This window comes from Arcicella lustrica, assembly GCF_034930985.1.
GTDB lineage: Bacteria > Bacteroidota > Bacteroidia > Cytophagales > Spirosomataceae > Arcicella > Arcicella lustrica.
Map to the genome: position 1 here is coordinate 245599 of NZ_JAYGIM010000004.1, position 18324 is coordinate 263922.

Annotated in this window: 11 protein-coding genes; 3 read left to right on the plus strand and 8 right to left on the minus strand. The window is 35.2% G+C overall.

Annotated elements, in window-relative coordinates; all coding sequences use genetic code 11:
• Positions 1-70 precede the first annotated feature (70 nt).
• The 6 genes from VB798_RS06570 to VB798_RS06595 all read right to left on the minus strand — a co-directional run bounded on the left by VB798_RS06570 (position 71) and on the right by VB798_RS06595 (position 11458).
• Positions 71-1939 carry a glycoside hydrolase family 44 protein gene (locus tag VB798_RS06570; RefSeq protein ID WP_323257192.1) on the minus strand — a complete coding sequence of 623 codons (1869 nt, stop codon included), beginning with the start codon at positions 1937-1939 and terminating at the stop codon, positions 71-73.
• Between the two features lie 46 nt (positions 1940-1985).
• Positions 1986-3770 (minus strand): hypothetical protein, encoded by a 1785-nt coding sequence (locus tag VB798_RS06575; protein WP_323257194.1) that lies wholly within the window; start codon positions 3768-3770, stop codon positions 1986-1988.
• A gap of 106 nt (positions 3771-3876) precedes the next feature.
• Positions 3877-5130, minus strand: a complete 1254-nt coding sequence (locus tag VB798_RS06580; RefSeq protein WP_323257196.1) for a glycan-binding surface protein — start codon at positions 5128-5130, stop codon at positions 3877-3879.
• 78 nt (positions 5131-5208) lie between these two features.
• Complete coding sequence (locus tag VB798_RS06585; protein ID WP_323257198.1) at positions 5209-6846, minus strand: RagB/SusD family nutrient uptake outer membrane protein; 1638 nt, start codon at positions 6844-6846, stop codon at positions 5209-5211.
• Between the two features lie 36 nt (positions 6847-6882).
• The gene (locus VB798_RS06590) at positions 6883-10032 is read right to left on the minus strand and encodes a SusC/RagA family TonB-linked outer membrane protein (protein ID WP_323257200.1); all 3150 of its coding nucleotides are present in this window, start codon (positions 10030-10032) and stop codon (positions 6883-6885) included.
• A 496-nt stretch (positions 10033-10528) separates the two neighbouring features.
• A complete protein-coding gene (locus tag VB798_RS06595; RefSeq protein ID WP_323257202.1) occupies positions 10529-11458 on the minus strand; it encodes a sugar phosphate isomerase/epimerase family protein in 930 nt (309 codons plus the stop codon).
• A 587-nt stretch (positions 11459-12045) separates the two neighbouring features.
• Between VB798_RS06595 and VB798_RS06600 the strand changes: the two genes are divergently transcribed.
• Positions 12046-12753: an NUDIX hydrolase gene (locus VB798_RS06600; protein WP_323257204.1), complete on the plus strand. Its 708-nt coding sequence runs from the start codon at positions 12046-12048 to the stop codon at positions 12751-12753.
• Between the two features lie 136 nt (positions 12754-12889).
• Here the strand turns inward: VB798_RS06600 and VB798_RS06605 are convergent, their stop codons facing one another.
• Positions 12890-13459: a YceI family protein gene (locus VB798_RS06605; protein ID WP_323257206.1), complete on the minus strand. Its 570-nt coding sequence runs from the start codon at positions 13457-13459 to the stop codon at positions 12890-12892.
• Positions 13460-13515: 56 nt separating this feature from the next.
• Positions 13516-16050: a TonB-dependent receptor domain-containing protein gene (locus tag VB798_RS06610; protein WP_323257208.1), complete on the minus strand. Its 2535-nt coding sequence runs from the start codon at positions 16048-16050 to the stop codon at positions 13516-13518.
• A gap of 318 nt (positions 16051-16368) precedes the next feature.
• Between VB798_RS06610 and VB798_RS06615 the strand changes: the two genes are divergently transcribed.
• Both VB798_RS06615 and VB798_RS06620 read left to right on the plus strand, forming a co-directional pair.
• Positions 16369-17397, plus strand: coding sequence for a sensor histidine kinase (locus tag VB798_RS06615; RefSeq protein ID WP_323257210.1), 1029 nt, complete (start codon positions 16369-16371; stop codon positions 17395-17397).
• A gap of 126 nt (positions 17398-17523) precedes the next feature.
• A complete protein-coding gene (locus VB798_RS06620; RefSeq protein WP_323257212.1) occupies positions 17524-18279 on the plus strand; it encodes a LytR/AlgR family response regulator transcription factor in 756 nt (251 codons plus the stop codon).
• Positions 18280-18324 lie beyond the last annotated feature (45 nt).

Here is an 18324-nt window from a genome sequence, read left to right on the forward strand (position 1 = left end):
TAGCAATATCTGTAAAAATATTCCTGCATGAATTGCTAAAAAACAAAGTAATTCCTTGTGTATTTATTTGTCATAGGGCTACAATTTTCTTCACTATCAATGCTTTTTCACTAGATAGTTTTAAGAAATAAGTACCTGATTTTACTTTTTGATTTACGCTAATCACAGTCTCGCCGTTCGGTATAAATTGAGTATAAATTTGCTTTCCAGTTTCGTCGATGAGTTCGATTTGTTTGAATTTCTCAACACCTGTATCAACCGTAAATTCATTTGTAAATGGATTAGGGAAAACTTTAATGATACTTTCTGGTTCTGTTGAAGTACCCAACACAGCAGCGTATTGTCCTAATTTTCCCGACAATGTTATTGAAGTAATAGACATCGCAGGAAGTGTCAACGAAATAGTATTGTTTTCTATACCCACATTACTTTTACTCAAGGCATTTTGGGTATGCGATACAAATGTTTCGGTATTGGGCAATGATTTTAAAGCCAAAGCAGCGGCAGTTTTACCAGACAAAACGAAATTATCAAAACTCAAAGAAGTAGTTTTTGAACCGCTTGAAGAACGATTCACCAACACAACCGTTATAGAATCTTGGGTTGCGTTAATACTTGGATATGCCGATACAAGTGTTTCGTCTGAAGAAGTGCTTTTGATAGAAAACGACTGATTATAACGACTGAATAAATGTACCGTTTCCCACATTCCCACTGGCCAAGACCAAGGTGTGAATATTTCTACTTCATTTTTCATAAACTCACCCAATGTAGAAGCATACCAAATAGCTATGGCGTTTGGGTCGGTGATATTAATACCCGATTCGGTAACGCCTAATTTTACACCATGATTTGTTCCTAAGTATTTATCTAACCATTCGTTTACTCTGCCAAAAATATACTCTTTATTTTGCGAATTATCGTAACCGCCATTGATAGTTTTCACGCCGTTGGCTTCTGGATATACATAATTTCTGTCAAAGAAAACTCGGTGATATTGTAGTACTTCATCTACTTTGTTGCTTCCCGGATAGTAATGAATATCCAACACATCCAATAATTTGACACCTGAACTTTTCTGCTCTTCGGCTACTCTTTTGATAAAATATTCTAACCAAGGATAGCTTTTCCCATTGACAGTAATACCATTTGGCCAATTGTACCATTGCCATTCGTTGGCTGTAACTGGTCCAACTAATTTGATATTGGGGAATTTTGCACGAGCTTTCTTAGCTACCTCAAAGTACTTTTGCATAAATTCTTCAGCTGAAATTTGTACTGGCATTACGTCGTCGTGTGTGCCATTCCAAATTTCTACTTCATTATCCATGTTCCAATACAATAATTTATTTTTGTCTAATGCCAAATCCTTGAACCAGTGGTCTAATATTGCTACAGTAGAATCGGCAGACCAATCTTCTAAATATTGATTAATATTCCCTTCTACTTTTGCTTTTGTACCTGTAGGATTAAGGACACCACTGCCTGCTAAATTCTGATTGACGCCCTCCCACCATTGCGATTTGTTATAATCCCAATCAGGGAAATTGGCTTTGTTTGTTTTAGCTGCTTTTCCTAATAGTTGAAAAGCCCACATTCCTTGTGCTGTTGGTATGTAGGTTTTTAGGGCTTTCGCCGCCACATCCCAATCATTGCCATAAACATTATTGTACCAGTCGGGATGCGAGGACAATTTCTTTCGCCAATTGTATTTTGTGCAATTATTCCCGCCACTTTCCCTAAAAAAAGTTATCCCTGCATCTTTTAGCATCGTCCAATTAATGTTCAAGACTTGCCCTGGGTCTGTTGAAAGGGAATTATTTCTACCATATAAATACGGAGAAATAGCTTTTTTGTCGGCAGTAGCATCAATTTTAATAGATACTTGTGCTTGTATCGACAAACTCATAAAAATGAATATAAATAAAATGTATTTCATAAAATTTATATTTTGAAGCTAAATTATTGATAAATAAAACCTTTCACTACTTTTTATCAACCGTCATATAAACCGAACCATAAGCTGGTACAATTACTTTGATACCTGTTCCAGTAAGTGCCGAACGTGCTTTTAAAGAACCATAATCCGTTGGTCCACCAGCAGCACCTTTCGGGCCATTTCCGTTCACTAATACTTTTCTTGAAAATTCGCCATTGTCGTTACTTCCTTCCAAACTATACCAGTAATAGCGGTTGCCCATCAAAAAGTTTTTAGTTTTTACTTCAACCGTTTGCGGAACACTTGAAGTATTCAGTAAAGTAACATTTACCTGACCTGAGCTATAAGTTGAAGCGTAGGTTTTGATGGCTGTGGCACCATTTCCTGTTACGGCTGAAGAAACCAATCTATCGCCAATCATTTTTTGGAAATAATACATATAATAAAACGAAGGACGGGGATTCCAGCGTGGGTCGTCGGCACTGCCACCATCGCTAAAAAGTCCGTGGTCATTACCATTTTCCCAACCGTTGAGCAAGTCCCAACGAGCGGCCAAACCATATTTATTTTTAATAGCTTCTCCTTGAACAATGACAGCAAAAAGTCCACTTATATTCGATACTTGTTGTTTTAAATCCAACGCCCACATATTCCATTCTGTAAAGGCAATTGGTTTTACTTCTCCCCCATTTTTAGTAATTTCATTCGTAACAAAACTCATCATCACAGCAGGAATATTCAGGGCTGAACTTAATATAGTAGCCGCATTAGATTTTTGTCCGAAAGGAGTAATATAATTATGAACAATATAAAAATCAGCTTTATTATTGATTTCAGGAATCAGCATAGCATTCCAAGTTTTAGTCGTATTATTTTGCCAAGACTCAGTGACAGATTCTTGCATCACAGCTCCAATTTTAATTTTCGCACCAATTTCAGCCGCTGCTTTTCGCATAGAATCAGCATATACTTTGAAGTGCTGTGCGTATAATTTCCCTGTTAAAAATTCAGGTTGTCCGTCTTTATTTTTACTTACATCAATTCTATAGCCAGCTTCCCAATCAGCATAATTTTCGTTACCAATTTCCCAATATTGTGTTCTTCCATTATCAAAACGTACCCATTCCGCAGCTAAATGTGCCGCAGTTGCTACAGGATTTGCACTTGTACCGTAACGAGCAAAACCGTAATTAATCGTAATAATTCCCTTGTTGTTACTCTGTTTCAGCAAATCATAATAATTACTCAGAGAACCTCGCCAATTATCTTTTGTTTGTCCATAGAAAAAGAAAGCATCTACCAAAGCACCATCTTTATTCATGTGTTTGTCTGGTACTCCCCAATCTTTCATGTATTGGGCGGCTGGTGTTTGTCTGCTATTATTATTAGGGTCTTGAACGGGCGAGGCATTCCAAAAGTAGCCATCACTTCCACTGCCCGCAGGCCAACGAATAATGTTAGGTTTGAGGTTAGTAATATCTGTAACAAAACTAGGTTGATCAACCAAAGTACCCATCCAAGTATTGGCATTATGACCAAAGATTTGTTGAGGTATTTTAGCAATAATATCCGAAGCATCAACCGTTACTGTCGTCAAGGCTTGCGTTGGTGCAGCAAAATCGGTATAGGCAGGAGCTATGTAATTTTTAGCTTGCCAATCGTCTAAGAAAAAACCAACTGTATTGGCAATTTTAGGCTCAACAGGAGGAATAATGGTAACTGTTGTAGTGTCTTTAGGAACAGTAATGATATTTTCTTCTACCGTTTTTGAGCAGGAAGAACCCAAAAGAATTGATAGTCCAAAACATAGTATTGGATTAAAGCATTTCATAATTATGTCAGTAAAGTTGGATGAATTATCGAAAAAGTAAGGATGTTTGAAAAAAAATCCTTCTATAGCAACTAGAAGGATTTTTTCTTTTTGAGAGTGAAGTGAATTATTTATTCGTTGTTCTTACGATACGAAGGTTATCAACAGCCATTGCTATTTTATCAATATCGCTATTTTGTGGTGTTGTATTATCGAAGAAGAAAACAAATTCAGCTCCGCCATTATTTCCATCAGCCCCCAAAATATCACTGATTGAAGTTGCTGAAGTACCAGTACCATCGGAGGTTCTGAAATCCGTTAACGGAATCGTTTGTGTTAGCCAACCTTGTGTAGAGAATGCTTTTCCAGCGGCTCTCCAAGGTTCATAACGAGCAGCGTAGTTTTTGCCATTAGCTTTAATCAAAAATGCCCCTGATGCCCAAGCTTGCTTCACATTAATTTCAAATTTCAATGAAAAATGTTCTACTCTATTCGTTAAACTATCTTTGCTCATTAATGGATTTCTCAAATCTGTTGTTAGCCACAAAGCTCTTCCATCTGCATTCCACCAAGCATTATCTCCTGCTTTTGTTACTGTATTTTTTTCAAAATAAGCATAAGAACCATGCGCACCCGGATAGTCTGTAGTGCTGTTTTTTACAAAAATATTCCACATCCAATTTGCCCATTGTTTATCATCAAAATTAGCAAATACGCTTGCTCCTGAATTCAAATTAAAAGGTGCTACTGTTTTCGAAATACCATACTTCGTTACTACTTGAAGTGCTCCAGAAAGGGTTAAATTAGCAGGAACTTTTACTTCTATTTTATCTCCTTCTTTCGTTGCTTTAAAGTCTGTTACTTCAATATTTCCCGGAAAAACCACCTTTTGAACTAAAAGAAAATTAGCTCCATGTATTGTAATTGTTGCTCCCGGAAGTGCATTTTCATTATCTATCCAATAAATATTAGGCGGTGGTGGCAATAATAAGAAGTCATAAGATACTTCTCCATGACTAGTTACAATTCTAAGTTTATTAGAAACCGTTGCCATCGTTGCTTCAGTTGGGGCTTCTTTGGGAAGTCTAATAATTAAGTGTGTGTTAGTGTTATAATTGGTATTGAATGAAGCTTCATAATCGTTAAAATATACTTTGATGATGCCTCCTAGATTTTCACCATTAATCACCAACAGTTTATCATCTGGAATGGTTGATACAAATGTGCTGTCTTTATGCCTTGAAATAGTATCCAGAAGATAGACTTTCTTGATAACAGGCGTTCCTGTAGAGATAGGCTCTAATTCGGAATCCTGACAAGAAGATAAAATAGCAAGCGAGACGATGAATAGTAATCCCAGCTTACCAAATATATGATTCATTGATTTTTTCATTTTCTATGAGAATTTATCAAAGGAGAGGAATCCTCTCCTTCCAAATTTTACAATTGATACTTGAAACTAAAACTTGTAAGGAACTGGTGGTTTTCTCAAGTTTGGAGCCATCGCCAATTCTGTATCAGGATATGGCAAAAACATCGTTGCATCATTAACCGTATAAGTACGAGGTACTAAAATTGTAGTCGTAAATTCACGAATTCTGCCATTTGCATAAGTACCTGGCTTGATGTCTATTTTATATTCTCCTTTTTGTTGAGCGTTGATAATTGCCTTAGCCTTGGTTGGATTGTAGTAATACAAGCGAACAATATCATACCAAGCATCGCCTTCAACTGCAAATTCGTAACGACGTTCATGCAAAATTTTATCAATGTTGATAGAAGTCACCGAAGGTAAACCTGCTCTGTTTCTTACAGCATTAAAATACTTCAATGCTTCAGGGTCAGTAGTAGAAGCATTATTTCCTAAAATTGCTTCTGCATAAATAAAGTACACATCTGCCAAGCGTTGCATATAAGTATTGTTCCCAGTAGCTTGAACCTGCCCTTTTCCTTCATTATCATCTGGTGTACCAACAATGTATTTTTTGAAGTGAGCAATATTGCTATAAGTACTTGCTGATGGAATTGGCTCTGCCCATCCTCCGCCTTTTTTGTTTAATTCAGGATAATGGTCACCCGGAAACATGTAAGTTGCTTTTCTACGAATAGAGTCGATTGGGTCTAAATTTAAAACATAGTCTGCCGAAGCACCATGTCCGCCACCCCAACCATCTGAACCTCCAGTAATCGTACTGTTTTCTGCAAATTGTGATTGAAACCCATTTCCTACTCCCCAAGGGTCACGCAATGGAACCCACTGTAAACCAAATAATTGCTCTGGATTATTGTTATTTTTTGTAAAAAATAAGTCAGCATAATTATCCATCAATTTGTATGGACTATTCATAATTACATCTCTAGCATAATACTTAGCACTATCTAAATACATTTGGTTACGTTGTCCATTGCTTGAATTCAACCCTGAACGAGTCAAATAAAATCTAGCCAACATTCCTTCCGCAGAGTACTTCGTTAAACGACCCGTCGTAGAAGTAGCAGGAAGATTGGCAATGGCATACTGCATGTCACGAATCGCAAATTCCCAAACGCTTTCTACAGTATTTCTTGATAAAGTAGTATCTCCACCTTGTTTAATATTATCTGTAATAATTGGTACTGGACCCCAGTTTTGTACCAAAAGAGAGTAAGCCAAACCACGCATATAACGAGCTTCGCCCAAGGCTGTTTTCTTAGCTGTTGCCGAAACTGCTGGCTTTGCATAAGTATTAACATTGCTAATCAATACATTCGACTGAGCGATGATATTATAAAACGAAGACCAAGAATCCTTCAAAGCACCGTTGGTATTTGAAACAGCAAACGAACAAAATTGAAGCCAGTCAGCCACATAAGGAGTAAAGAAGTTTCCTCCACGACCATCACCAAAAGCTAATAAAGATTGTCCGTTTGCACCTGCCCAAACTTGGTTATATAAAGCTGCTGTTGAAGTAAGTAATTCAGCATCGGTATTGAAAAATGTTCCAGCCGTTAGGTTACTTAATGGCGGTCTTTCTAAGAAATCGTCTTTACAACTACTTGTCAGACCACAAATAGTTAAGAACAGAAATATGTATTTTAAAAAATTATATCTTTTCATTTTCTTGATGTTTAAACTTGATAAAATGTACGTTGATTAAAAGTCTGCCGACAAGCTAAAAGTGTACATTCTTGAAGATGGATAACGACCATTGTCAAAACCTGGAACATTTGAAGCATTTCCTACTTCTGGGTCATATCCTGAATATTTGGTAATGGTAAAAGCATTTTGAACACCAGCCGTTAAGCGTAAACCATTAATTGGCAAGTATTTTTTAAGAATTGCTTTTGGTAAATTATAAGTCAAAGTAATGTTTTTAGCACGTAAATACGAACCATCTTCGATAAACTTATCAGTTGCACGACCGTTACCATTTGGTGTATTTCCTACTCTTGGCACATTCGTTCCCGGATTCAACAATTGTGCAGTTTCATCATAACTACTTGGTCTGGCGAAATTGATTACTTCTTTGTAAGCTCCACGAATTAAGTTGGTAAAGCCCGAATTGTTCAATTTTAATTGGTTGAATATTTGGTTTCCATACGTTCCTTGCATGAAAATTGACAAGTCGAAGTTTTTATAAGAGAAACTATTGTTGATACCGAAAGTATATTTTGGCCAAGGATTTCCAACAACGGTTCTGTCTAAATCATCAATTACATTATCTCCATTTACATCTACAAATTTCACATCACCCACCCAAACGCCATTTTGACTAATTGGTACATTTGCAGGAACAGCACTGTTGATAAGCTCTTGGTAATTTTGGAAAATACCAGCATACTTATAAGCATAAAACTGCCAAAGTGGTTGACCAATATTTGAACGAGAAATTACATCAGTAAACCAAGGTTTACGACTAGCAAAAGCTCTGTCTGTGTTGAGTTTTAACAATTTATTTCTATCGAATGAGATATTAAAACCGCTTTTCCATGTTAATGAACCTGCTGATTTCCCTTCAATCGGTACAGTATTGATTGAGATCCCAATTCCTTTATTTTCTAAATCGCCAAGGTTTACTACTGGCGAACCGATTGCTCCTGTTCCAGTTGTTCCTGCATAGGCTGGCAATGGTAATTCTGTAATTAGGTTACTGGTTTTTCTTAAATAAGCATCAAAAACTAAATGAATTCTATTTTTGAAAGCATGTAAATCTAAACCGATATTGTATGATTTTGTACTTTCCCATTTCAAATCTGGGTTAGCAAAATTGGCTGCTAAAAAGCCTTGACCCGTTTGTGTTGGAATAGCATTCAAAGAAGCATAGATTGGTTTTCCCCAGTATTGGTTACCAGTAGTTCCCATTTCTACTCTTAGTTTCAAATCATCAATTGAACTCACACCTTTCATGAAATTCTCTCTTGAAACCCTCCAAGCGGCAGAAACTGAAGGGAAGAATCCCCAACGATTATTCGGACCAAAATTTGAAGAAGCATCTCCACGATAAGTAGCTTGAAGAATATATTTATCATCAAAAATATAACCTATACGAGTAAAATACGATTCTTGTGAGCTTGCATCTCTGCTACTTCCACTGATAGAAGTTTTCAAATCACCAGCGGATAATTCTGGAATATTATTACTTGTATATCCTGTTACTTGTCCTGATAAATTCTCAGAAAAACTATATTGTGATTCATGACCAACGTTTATGTTAATGTCATGTTTTTGAAATCTTTTAGTATAATTCAAACGCTGGTTAGTACTCCAATAATAACTATTTCCTGCATATCGTCTTGATGAAGTAACCGCATTGGTTGCTCCTTGAGTGATATTATTTACTCCAAATTGATACGATGGATTAAAAATTGCTCTGGTATCATTACCATAAGTACCGTTAAATTCTGCATGAAATACCAAATCTTTGAAGATATTCAAATCTGCATAAACAGCACCGAAGGTACTTATACGTTTGTAAACGTTGCTATTGGTATAAGCCAATGCCACGGGGTTGGTCACAAAAACGTAAGAAGGAGTGGTAGGTGTTACGTTTTGCGGTCCACCCCATGAGCCATCACCATTTTTTAGCGGTGTTGCTGGTGATTGTTGGATGGCAGTACTAATAATCTGGTCATCTCCAATTGATAGGTTTTCGTTGGTTCCTGAAAGAGACAAGTTTGTTCCAACTTTTAAGTAGCTACGAAGTTTAGTTTCAAGGTTTAATCTTAACGATTTTCTATCAAAACCTGAATTGGGTGCCAATCCGTCTTGATTCAATAATTCAAAAGAAAGGTAATAAGTAGTTCTTTCGTTACCTCCACTGAGCGAAAGCTGTTGTTTCTTCATCGCAGCGGTTTTGAACAAAGCTGTTTGCCAGTTTGTACCTTCCCCTAAAATAGAAGGGTCTGAAAACTCCGCTTGGCGACCATAACCAGCTATATCCGCCCAAGCATTACTATAAATTGCGTATTCCTTCAGGTTCATTACTGGCAATTGGTTCGGTAATGTCTGGAAGTTATACATACTTGTAAAGTTAATTCTGGTATCGCCAGCCTTCCCTTTTTTAGTAGTTACTACAATTACACCATTTGAAGCTCTCGAACCATAAATTGATTGTGCAGAAGGTCCAGTCAATACGTTCATCGACTCAATATCATCTGGATTTAAACTTGCCAAAATGTTTGATTGTCCGTCAGATTCAGTACTGTTTGGTGGCATAATTTGTACACCATCAATCACATACATTGGCTGAGTATTTCCATTAATTGACGAAACTCCACGGATATAAACAGACGCAGCTCCACCCGGTTTTCCTGAGTTACTTGCTACATAAACGTTAGCCGCACGTCCTTGCAAGGCTTGGTCTAGTGAAGTATTGACTGTTCTTTTAATTTCTGATTCACCAATATTGGTTTGCGAACCTGACAGATAACGAGTTTTTTGCGAACCATAACCAACCACTACTACTTCATCCAAAGACGAAATGTTTTCTACCAAGGTTACATTGATTTTTAATCTGCCTGCTATTTTCACTTCTTGCGAAGAATAACCTACCGACGTAATGAGCAAAGTTGCATTACTTCCTGCATCAATACTAAATTCGCCTGAAGCATTAGCCGTACTACCAGTGGTAGTTCCTTTTACCAAAATACTTGCTCCGGGAACAGGTTGATTATCCTGACTAGAAACAATTTTACCTGTAATTTTTTGTGTTTGTACAGGGGCTTTCTGAGCTGATACTTCGCTGATTTGAAAAACGAACATCAACAACATAAATGACAATTTGAAGAATAAATTTTTGTCCATTTTTGGTGGATCACTGCTTTGGAAAGTTGTTTTCATTGTAAAGGATTTATTGGGTATAATGTATTTGAATATTAGAGCAAAACGGCACACTTAAAAAAGTTGAATTTTATATCGGGATAGTATAAAAAATAATAGTACAAAATTGGGTTTAATTTGTACTATATAAATCAGGGCTTTCCCCTGATTTAAAAATCAAGGGTTTACCCTTGGTTTTTGACAAAACAGACAAGATTTAATTGAAAAAGAAGGACTAGACACACTAGGAGACTGGTTGTAGAAAGATTCCTTTTTTATTGAAAAATATATCATTCGTTAAAAAAATAAGAATCATTAATTAAGTCTATAATTTTAGTATCATTTACTTTGAAGAATAATACAAAAAATTTACATTTTTGTAGAACGAGTTTCCAACTCATAAGTATAGACGTATAAAAATTAAAAATCCCACAAGCAATATCACATCGCTTGTGGGATTTTTAAATTACTTGATTGGCTATTAAGCTGTAATCTTCTTTAAGTTACCAAAACTTGTCGTTAAATTATCAATTGGAGATGGCGCTCCATCTTGTTCGATGAAAAGATGTTTTACTCCAGCAGTATCAGCAGCCGCAAAAATTGATTTAAAGTCAACAATTCCTGTTCCTACTTCTACAGGCAACAAGGTTTCTTTGTTCAAATCCTTTACGTGAAACAATGGGAAACGTCCCGGATGTTTAGCAAATAATTCTGGAATATTTACACCAGCTTTCGTTGCCCAAGCCAAATCCAATTCAAATTTCAATAAATCAGCACTAATTTGTGAAGTAAAAATATCGAAAGGTAATTGTCCATCTACTTTTTCAAATTCAGCCGTGTGGTTATGGAAAATAAAAGTAAGTCCTGCTTTTTTACAAGCCTCTCCTGCTTTCTGAAGAATCTCTAAAGACGATTTAATATCCTCTGATGTCTTCACAGGAATACTTGCACATACCAAATACTTTGCACCGCCTTCTGCAACTTCGTCAACTACCTGCTGAGTATCGTTCATTAACGATTTCATCGGTGGCATTTTTTTCAACATTTCAGCATTCGGATTTACGGGTGCTCCCGGTTTTGGAGCTGGCATTCTGAAAGGCGCCCCCATAATATGGTGTGCTTGCCAAGTCATGCCCAAATCACTTACTACAGTGGCAAATTCCTTTGGCTTCATGCCATAATATCCGCCTTTCATACTGAAAGCCGATTCTATTTCTTTATAACCAATTCCAGCAATTTGCTTCAATGTTCCTGTTACATCTTTATCGATAATCGACATCGTTGTGAATAACTGCACTCCAAAGTTTTTCGGAGTAAGTTTAGTAGCAAATGCGTCTGCCAAATTTGGTAGTAGCATTCCACCAAGTGCTAAAGCACCTGTGTTTTTAAGAAAGTCTCTTCTATTTTGCATAGTTTCAGGTTATGTTTTATTATCAAATCTTTAACAATAAGCCGTTTTTATTGTGGTTATGTTTTTCCGAATCAAATATTATAATTGGATACAAGAGTGTTTACAGATATTCATTGACATCGCCTGCCCTAAGGCAGGCATGAGTCCGAATTTATAGTTGTACTTTATTTCTTTATGGGTAAATCGTCAATTTATAAATCTGGTTTTCAATACATTATTTCAATAAGAATGGTTTTATTCAGCTATTCTGTCTATTTTACATCTTCCTTGAATTTTCAGTATCCATTACGTGATTAAAATAGCTATCATTTTTACTTCTAAAATAATCTTAGGATATCATATTCATTAAGACAATGGAAGCTATCTGAATTCATACTTTCTCTTTTCTTAATTTGCCTCACCATTTGTCAAAAACCTGAATAACAAAGTGCTAAGAAAAATACTCAAAAAAATCATATTTATTTTTCCAGATTAAATAGTATTAAAATTATTGTATCATTGCGGTACAATGATAATTGAACCTTTTTATCTTACCAAATTTTTCTTTACATTTATCAAAATTTCGCTTAAACATCTCAAAAAAGCTTATGAGTACTCTAATTAGTTCTGTTGATTATCTTCCTGGCATTTCAATTGACTGCGTGATTTTTGGATTTCACGACAATCAATTGAAAATATTATTACTGAATTTTAAAAGTACAGATTGGTTAGCTGTTCCGGGTGGATTTATCAAAGAAAGTGAAAATTTAGAAGAGGCAGCCCAAAGAATTTTAGAAGAACGAACAGGTTTGACGAATATTTACTTAGAACAATTTCATGTATTTGGTGATAGAAATAGACGAGATAATGAAGTAATGAAATCTGCAATGGCAGCTGGTGGAAATATTATTGGTCCCGACCATTTTTTGATGAGACGCTTTATTTCGATTGGTTTTTATGCTTTAATTGATTTTACGAAAGCAACACCAACTCCAGATATACATTCTGATACTTGCGAATGGTATGATATTAAAGAAATTCCTACTTTGATTTATGACCATTCATTAATGGTATCAAAAGCTTTGGAAACCTTACGTTTCTTTCTGGATGAAAAACTAATTGGTTTTAATCTTTTGCCAGAAGTATTTACGATGAATGATTTGCAGAATTTATACGAAACCATTTTAGATAAAAAGTTACTTCGCACTAACTTCCAACGCAAAATGTTAAGCTTGGGAATTTTGGAAAGATTAGATAAAAAAATGACAGGTGCAGCCAACAAAGCGCCTTATTTGTACAGATTTACTGGAAAGTAATTTACTCATTATCATAAAAGAGAACAGGCTTGCCGTAGAACAGCAAGCCTTTCTTTTTTTCAATCAAAAACACAACTTTACGTGTGTTCCAGACTGACTATATCTTGAAGAAATAATCAATGTTATTTCTTATTTTTTACTCTTTACCGAATTCACCTACTGCTCTAATTTCGATGTCTTCGCTTACTACTGCTGATGGCATTCCGCCTACACCGAAGTCAGTACGTTTGATAGTCCCTGTTAATTTAAACCCAGCAATTGGCTTTTGAGTTCTGTTGTTTTTACCAACACCGTTCAATGTTAAATCAAGTGTTACTGGTTTTGTTACTCCTTTAATCGTTAAATCGCCTGCTAATTTATACTTTTTAGCATCAACTTTAGTGATAGAAGTACTTTTGAACGTCAATTTTGGGAATTTCTCAGCATCAAACATATCTGGTTTTCTCAAATGTCCATCTCTCATATCGTTATCAGTAGCCACACTTGCAACATCTGCTGATAATTCAAAAACAGCATCCGTAAAATCTTCTTTTGATGAAGTAATGGTTGCATCAAAAGTTTTGAAATTACCATCTACTTCTGAAAGCATTAAGTGGGTTACTGTAAAGCCTACTTTAGAGTGCGCTTTATCAACATTCCATTTTTGAGCAAATGATGATGTTACTGATACAACAATGGTTGTTACTAGGATTGCGATTTTTTTCATTGTTTTAGATTGATTAGACTGGTTTATTTTAACGTTTGAATTTACAAATTTTATACTTAATTATTAGATTCCCCACTTTTTACATCATCATTTTTAACAGATTTTGATTTTTTCTGTTCTACAAACTTCATGTTACCAATCTTATAACTAAACGTTAATTTGATATTTTGGTTATAAATATTGTTTACACTTTTCTGACTAAACTGTGCGGTATTCAACGTTGAAGTCATCGTCATTCCTCCAAAGAAATTCTCTGCTGCTAAGCCAATACTTCCTTTTTTGTTGTTGATATCTTTCTTTACACCAACAGAATACATTCCCATTCCGCTTTGTGAACCTTGTAATTGTACTTGGTTTCCACGGTAACCACCGAATGCTTGAACGCCCCAACCGTTATTTAATTGTATTTGTGATGAAATTCTTCCACCAATTGTTAAACCTGAGTTACTAATTAGTGAATAACCGCCTGTTGCATTCGCTGCTTGTCCATCTAAGTAATTATAGTAAATATCTACTCCTCCGTTCAACGACCATTTCGGTGTGATGAAAGTATTTCCAAAAATATTCGCTCCGTATGTTTGTTGCTTACCAATGTTTTGGAAAGTTGTTACGATTGCCCCAACCAAAGTGTCTGATGGTGTACTGATTCTTACAATTGAATTGTTTGTCTGACGACCGAACACCGATACATTCAAATACGTTCTGTTGATATTTTTACTCAAACTTAATTCAATATTATTGGTAATTTCTGGTTTTAAGCTCGGATTACCAATCGTAATATTTTGTGCATTTGAAGCATTGAAGTTCGGATTCAGTTGTTGTAAACCCGGACGTTGAATACGATTATTGTAAGCCAATTTCAAAGTTGCACCACCTAAACTTTTAGAAATATTAATACTTGGCACTAAATTTCCATAAGATGGAATATTGATAGCATTCTTATCGGTCGTAGCATCAATTGTTGTGTATTCGTAACGTGTTCCTACTTTGAAAGTATATTTATTCTTGGTTGAATAAGTATAAGAAACATATCCCGACGAAATCATTTGCTTGTAATTCAATAAGCCCGAAGGATTATTAGCATCTGTACTATATCCTCCTGTACTACCTGCGAATAAATATTGGTAGTCGCTATCTACTTGACGAGTAATACTTTTTAAACCTACTTCAAACATTTGGTTTTGTTTGATTGGTGTTTGATAATCTGTTTGAAGTGTAATCTCACGGTTGGTATTACCGTTGATGTTTCTCTGACGACTCAATAATTCACTAGCTCCGTTCAAAATATTAGCATCAAAATTATTCGTTAAATTATTTTGGCTGTATTGAGTAGAAATAGACCACTCTTGTTGTGGTTTGAATGTTTTGATATAATCAACATTCACATCTACTGAATTGGATAAATCTTTGCTATCAACATCTCTGTAAGAAGTAGAAGTTAACGAACTGTTTGAAAATAATCTCGTGATATAATCTTGGCTACGTTCTAAATTTCTTGTACCAAAAGCTACCGAAGCATTGATTGATTGACTTTTTGAAATTTCATAATCAAAACCTAAGTTATATCTTCCAAAAAGACCGTTGTCTTTAGCATCAGAACTTTGTTGTGTTAATTGTGTAACACCATCTCTCACAGTTGATTGCTCTAAAGAAGTAGCTGATTTATTGTAGAATAATCTTCCAAAACCTCCTAAAGTAACACCTAATTTACCACTACGATAGCTTCCGTTTAGTCCTAAGTTTGAAGCACGAAGTCCTACTCCTGAATCTACATTCAATGTCAAACCTTCAATAGATGATTTTTTAGTGATGATGTTGATAATCCCCGCTGAACCTTCAGCATCATATTTAGCCGATGGCGAAGTAATTACTTCTACCGTTTTAATCAAATCAGCAGGAATCATTTTCAAAGCATCTGCAATACTGCTTGCTACAATGGTAGAAGGCTTATTATTGATTAAAACTTTAATATTGGTCGTTCCTCTTAGCGATACATTTCCATCTAAATCGACCGAAAGCATTGGTACTTTTTTCAAAATATCCGAAGCGTCTCCGCCTTTTGCTAACATATCTTTTTCAGCATTATATACTAGGCGGTCAACTTTTTCTTCAATCAATGCTTTTTCAGCTGTAACTGTTACTCCATCTAACATTTGAGAAATTGGTGCTAATTTCAATACGCCCAAATCAATGTCTTTTCCTTTTTCTACTTTAATATTATCAATGGTTTTACTTTCAAAACCGATGAACGAAATCGTTAATTTATAATCACCAACAGCAACTTTCGTTAATGAAAATTTCCCCTTTTCATCTGCCATTGTTCCATCAACTGGCTTTTTAGTAGCTTTGTTGATTAATGAAATATTCGCAAATTCTACCGCATTCGTAGCAGTTGAATCAATGATAAAACCTGAGATTTTAGAATTTCCCTTAGGAGTATTGATTTCAAAACTTGGTGCAGCTTGTTGTTGAGAAGTTTGTCTTCTACCATTTCCATCTCCACCGCCTCCGTTTGGCGGACCTCCGAATTGAGCTAATGCGATTTCACTACTTGTGAAAATGATTAGGAATAATGTTAATAATTTTTTCATCGTCGTAAAATATTTGATTGTATCGAAAACGCTTTTGATTTTTTGGTCTTTGTGAATTTCTTGCTACAAAACAAATACAATAAAATGAAAGGAAAATCAGCGATAGACAACCTGGGGAGGAAAATCGACGAATCGGATACCAACACGATAAAGTGGAATTGTCGGGATTTCGAGGTGAATTATCGGATAAAATAGAGGACTCATCCAATAGTTTAGACAATTGGAGTACTTCAAGCCCATCAAGAGTATATATGTTAGTTTTTTTACAGAAATTTGAGTTGAACTTATACCAAACTGATTATTATTCATTATAAAAATATGCAAGCTTATATCCAACGAAATAGAATCTTACTCATACACTTGTCTTTCTGGTGTGTGTATTTCTCTTTCTTTTATTATCAAGTCAGCTTCACCAAACCCGGTGAAGAACCCGATTTAGTAGAAGCTTTGGTTACTTCCGTACTTCACGTAGGTTTTGTAGCCTTAGTGGCTTATATCAATTATTTTATTTTTCTTCCACGTTTTCTAAAGAACAAGAACCTTGTAGCTTATTTGTTTGAATTCCTTCCACTTTTTGCCATTATGATTACAGCATATATCTATGTAAAAAGGTATCAAATGGCACATAATGAGCATATCGGTTACTTTTATAGCTCGAAATTTATTGTTCAACAAGCTGTAGGAACGTTTTTCATTGTCATTTTTGTGGGAATGTTAAAGTTTGCAGAAGATTGGTTAGAACTTGAAGCCAAACGAAAAGAAGTAGAAAATGAAAAGTTGATGGCAGAGCTTACTTTCTTGAAAGCGCAAATCAATCCGCACTTTTTATTTAATACTTTGAACAATCTGTATTATTTAGCATTTACCAATTCGCCAAATACTACCGAAGTAATTGCTAAATTATCACAAATGATGCGCTACATGATTTATGATTCTAATCATGCGAAAGTATTGTTAAGTAAAGAAATTGAGTATATCGAAAATTATATTAGTCTCGAAAAACTACGGTTGAACAACCAAATTCCGATTAGTTTTGAAATTGAAGGAAACATCACACAAGCACAAATTGTCCCTTTAATTCTGATTACTTTTCTGGAGAATGCTTTCAAACATGGTGTAAGTAATAATTCAACCGATGCTTTTATTGCTGTAAAATTATTGGTGAGTAACGAGTCTTTGATTTATACGGTAGAAAACAGTAAATTGAAGTCTTCAAATCATGAAAAATCAGGTATTGGTTTAAGAAATGTTAGTCGTAGATTAGATTTGAGCTACGCTAATAAATACCAATTAGACGTTGAAGACGGAGAAACGAATTATAAAGTAAAATTAACGCTTGTAATTTAATTGTGAATTGTGATTGAGTGAATTAGTGATTTCTATAAAACATTACTCATTAATTCGCAATTCTCTAATTCACAATTAAAAAAATCACTAAATCACAATTAACACAATCACTCACAACTAAAAAAGATGCCCCATACTTGTATCATTGTTGAAGATGAACCTTTGGCTCGTAGTTTAATGGAAACTTACGTGAAAAAAGTGCCGTACTTGCAATTAGTACAATCTTTTTCAGACCCATTAAAAGCTTTAGATTTTCTTAGAGATAATACGGTTGATATTCTTTTCTCGGACATCCAAATGCCTGAGATAACTGGCATTACTTTGTTAAAAATTTTACAGAAAAAACCTTTGATAATTCTCACGACGGCATATTCTGAATATGCCATAGAAGGCTATGAATTAGATGTGTTGGATTATTTGTTGAAACCCATCACCTTTGAAAGATTCTTAAAATCTGTTGAAAAAGCTTCTTTACGACTGAATACGACTGTTTCTGTTCAACAACAGCCACAAGCACCTGTGATACAAGAGAAGGTAATCAAAGAAGTAATCATCAACCAAGCAGATGCAACACAGGCTTTTATTTTTGTAAAAGATGGCACAAAACTGGTAAAAATTCGCTTGTCGGAAATTATGTATATTGAAGGTTTGAAGGATTACGTCACCATTTATACTACTCAACAAAAAGTAGTGGCATTACAAACTTTGAAAGCTTTGGAAGCTCAATTGCCCGAAACACAATTCGTCAGAATACATAATTCTTATATTGTAGCTTTAGAATGGATAGAATCTGTTCACCGAGAAAAAGTACAAATCGGCAAAGTATTTTTACCGATTTCGGATACTTATAGAAAGGCGTTTAAGGAGTTTATTGAACGATGAAATAGCTTTTCAGCTGTGAGCTATGAGCAATGAGCTAAGTTTATC

Excerpts from the sequence above, each read along its gene's own strand:
- VB798_RS06570 (WP_323257192.1), bottom strand. The coding sequence starts at position 1,939 with ATGAAATACATTTTATTTATATTCATTTTTATGAGTTTGTCGATACAA.
- VB798_RS06575 (WP_323257194.1), bottom strand. The coding sequence starts at position 3,770 with ATGAAATGCTTTAATCCAATACTATGTTTTGGACTATCAATTCTTTTG.
- VB798_RS06580 (WP_323257196.1), bottom strand. The coding sequence starts at position 5,130 with ATGAATCATATATTTGGTAAGCTGGGATTACTATTCATCGTCTCGCTT.
- VB798_RS06585 (WP_323257198.1), bottom strand. The coding sequence starts at position 6,846 with ATGAAAAGATATAATTTTTTAAAATACATATTTCTGTTCTTAACTATT.
- VB798_RS06590 (WP_323257200.1), bottom strand. The coding sequence starts at position 10,032 with ATGGACAAAAATTTATTCTTCAAATTGTCATTTATGTTGTTGATGTTC.
- VB798_RS06595 (WP_323257202.1), bottom strand. The coding sequence starts at position 11,458 with ATGCAAAATAGAAGAGACTTTCTTAAAAACACAGGTGCTTTAGCACTT.
- VB798_RS06600 (WP_323257204.1), top strand. The coding sequence starts at position 12,046 with ATGAGTACTCTAATTAGTTCTGTTGATTATCTTCCTGGCATTTCAATT.
- VB798_RS06605 (WP_323257206.1), bottom strand. The coding sequence starts at position 13,459 with ATGAAAAAAATCGCAATCCTAGTAACAACCATTGTTGTATCAGTAACA.
- VB798_RS06610 (WP_323257208.1), bottom strand. The coding sequence starts at position 16,050 with ATGAAAAAATTATTAACATTATTCCTAATCATTTTCACAAGTAGTGAA.
- VB798_RS06615 (WP_323257210.1), top strand. The coding sequence starts at position 16,369 with ATGCAAGCTTATATCCAACGAAATAGAATCTTACTCATACACTTGTCT.
- VB798_RS06620 (WP_323257212.1), top strand. The coding sequence starts at position 17,524 with ATGCCCCATACTTGTATCATTGTTGAAGATGAACCTTTGGCTCGTAGT.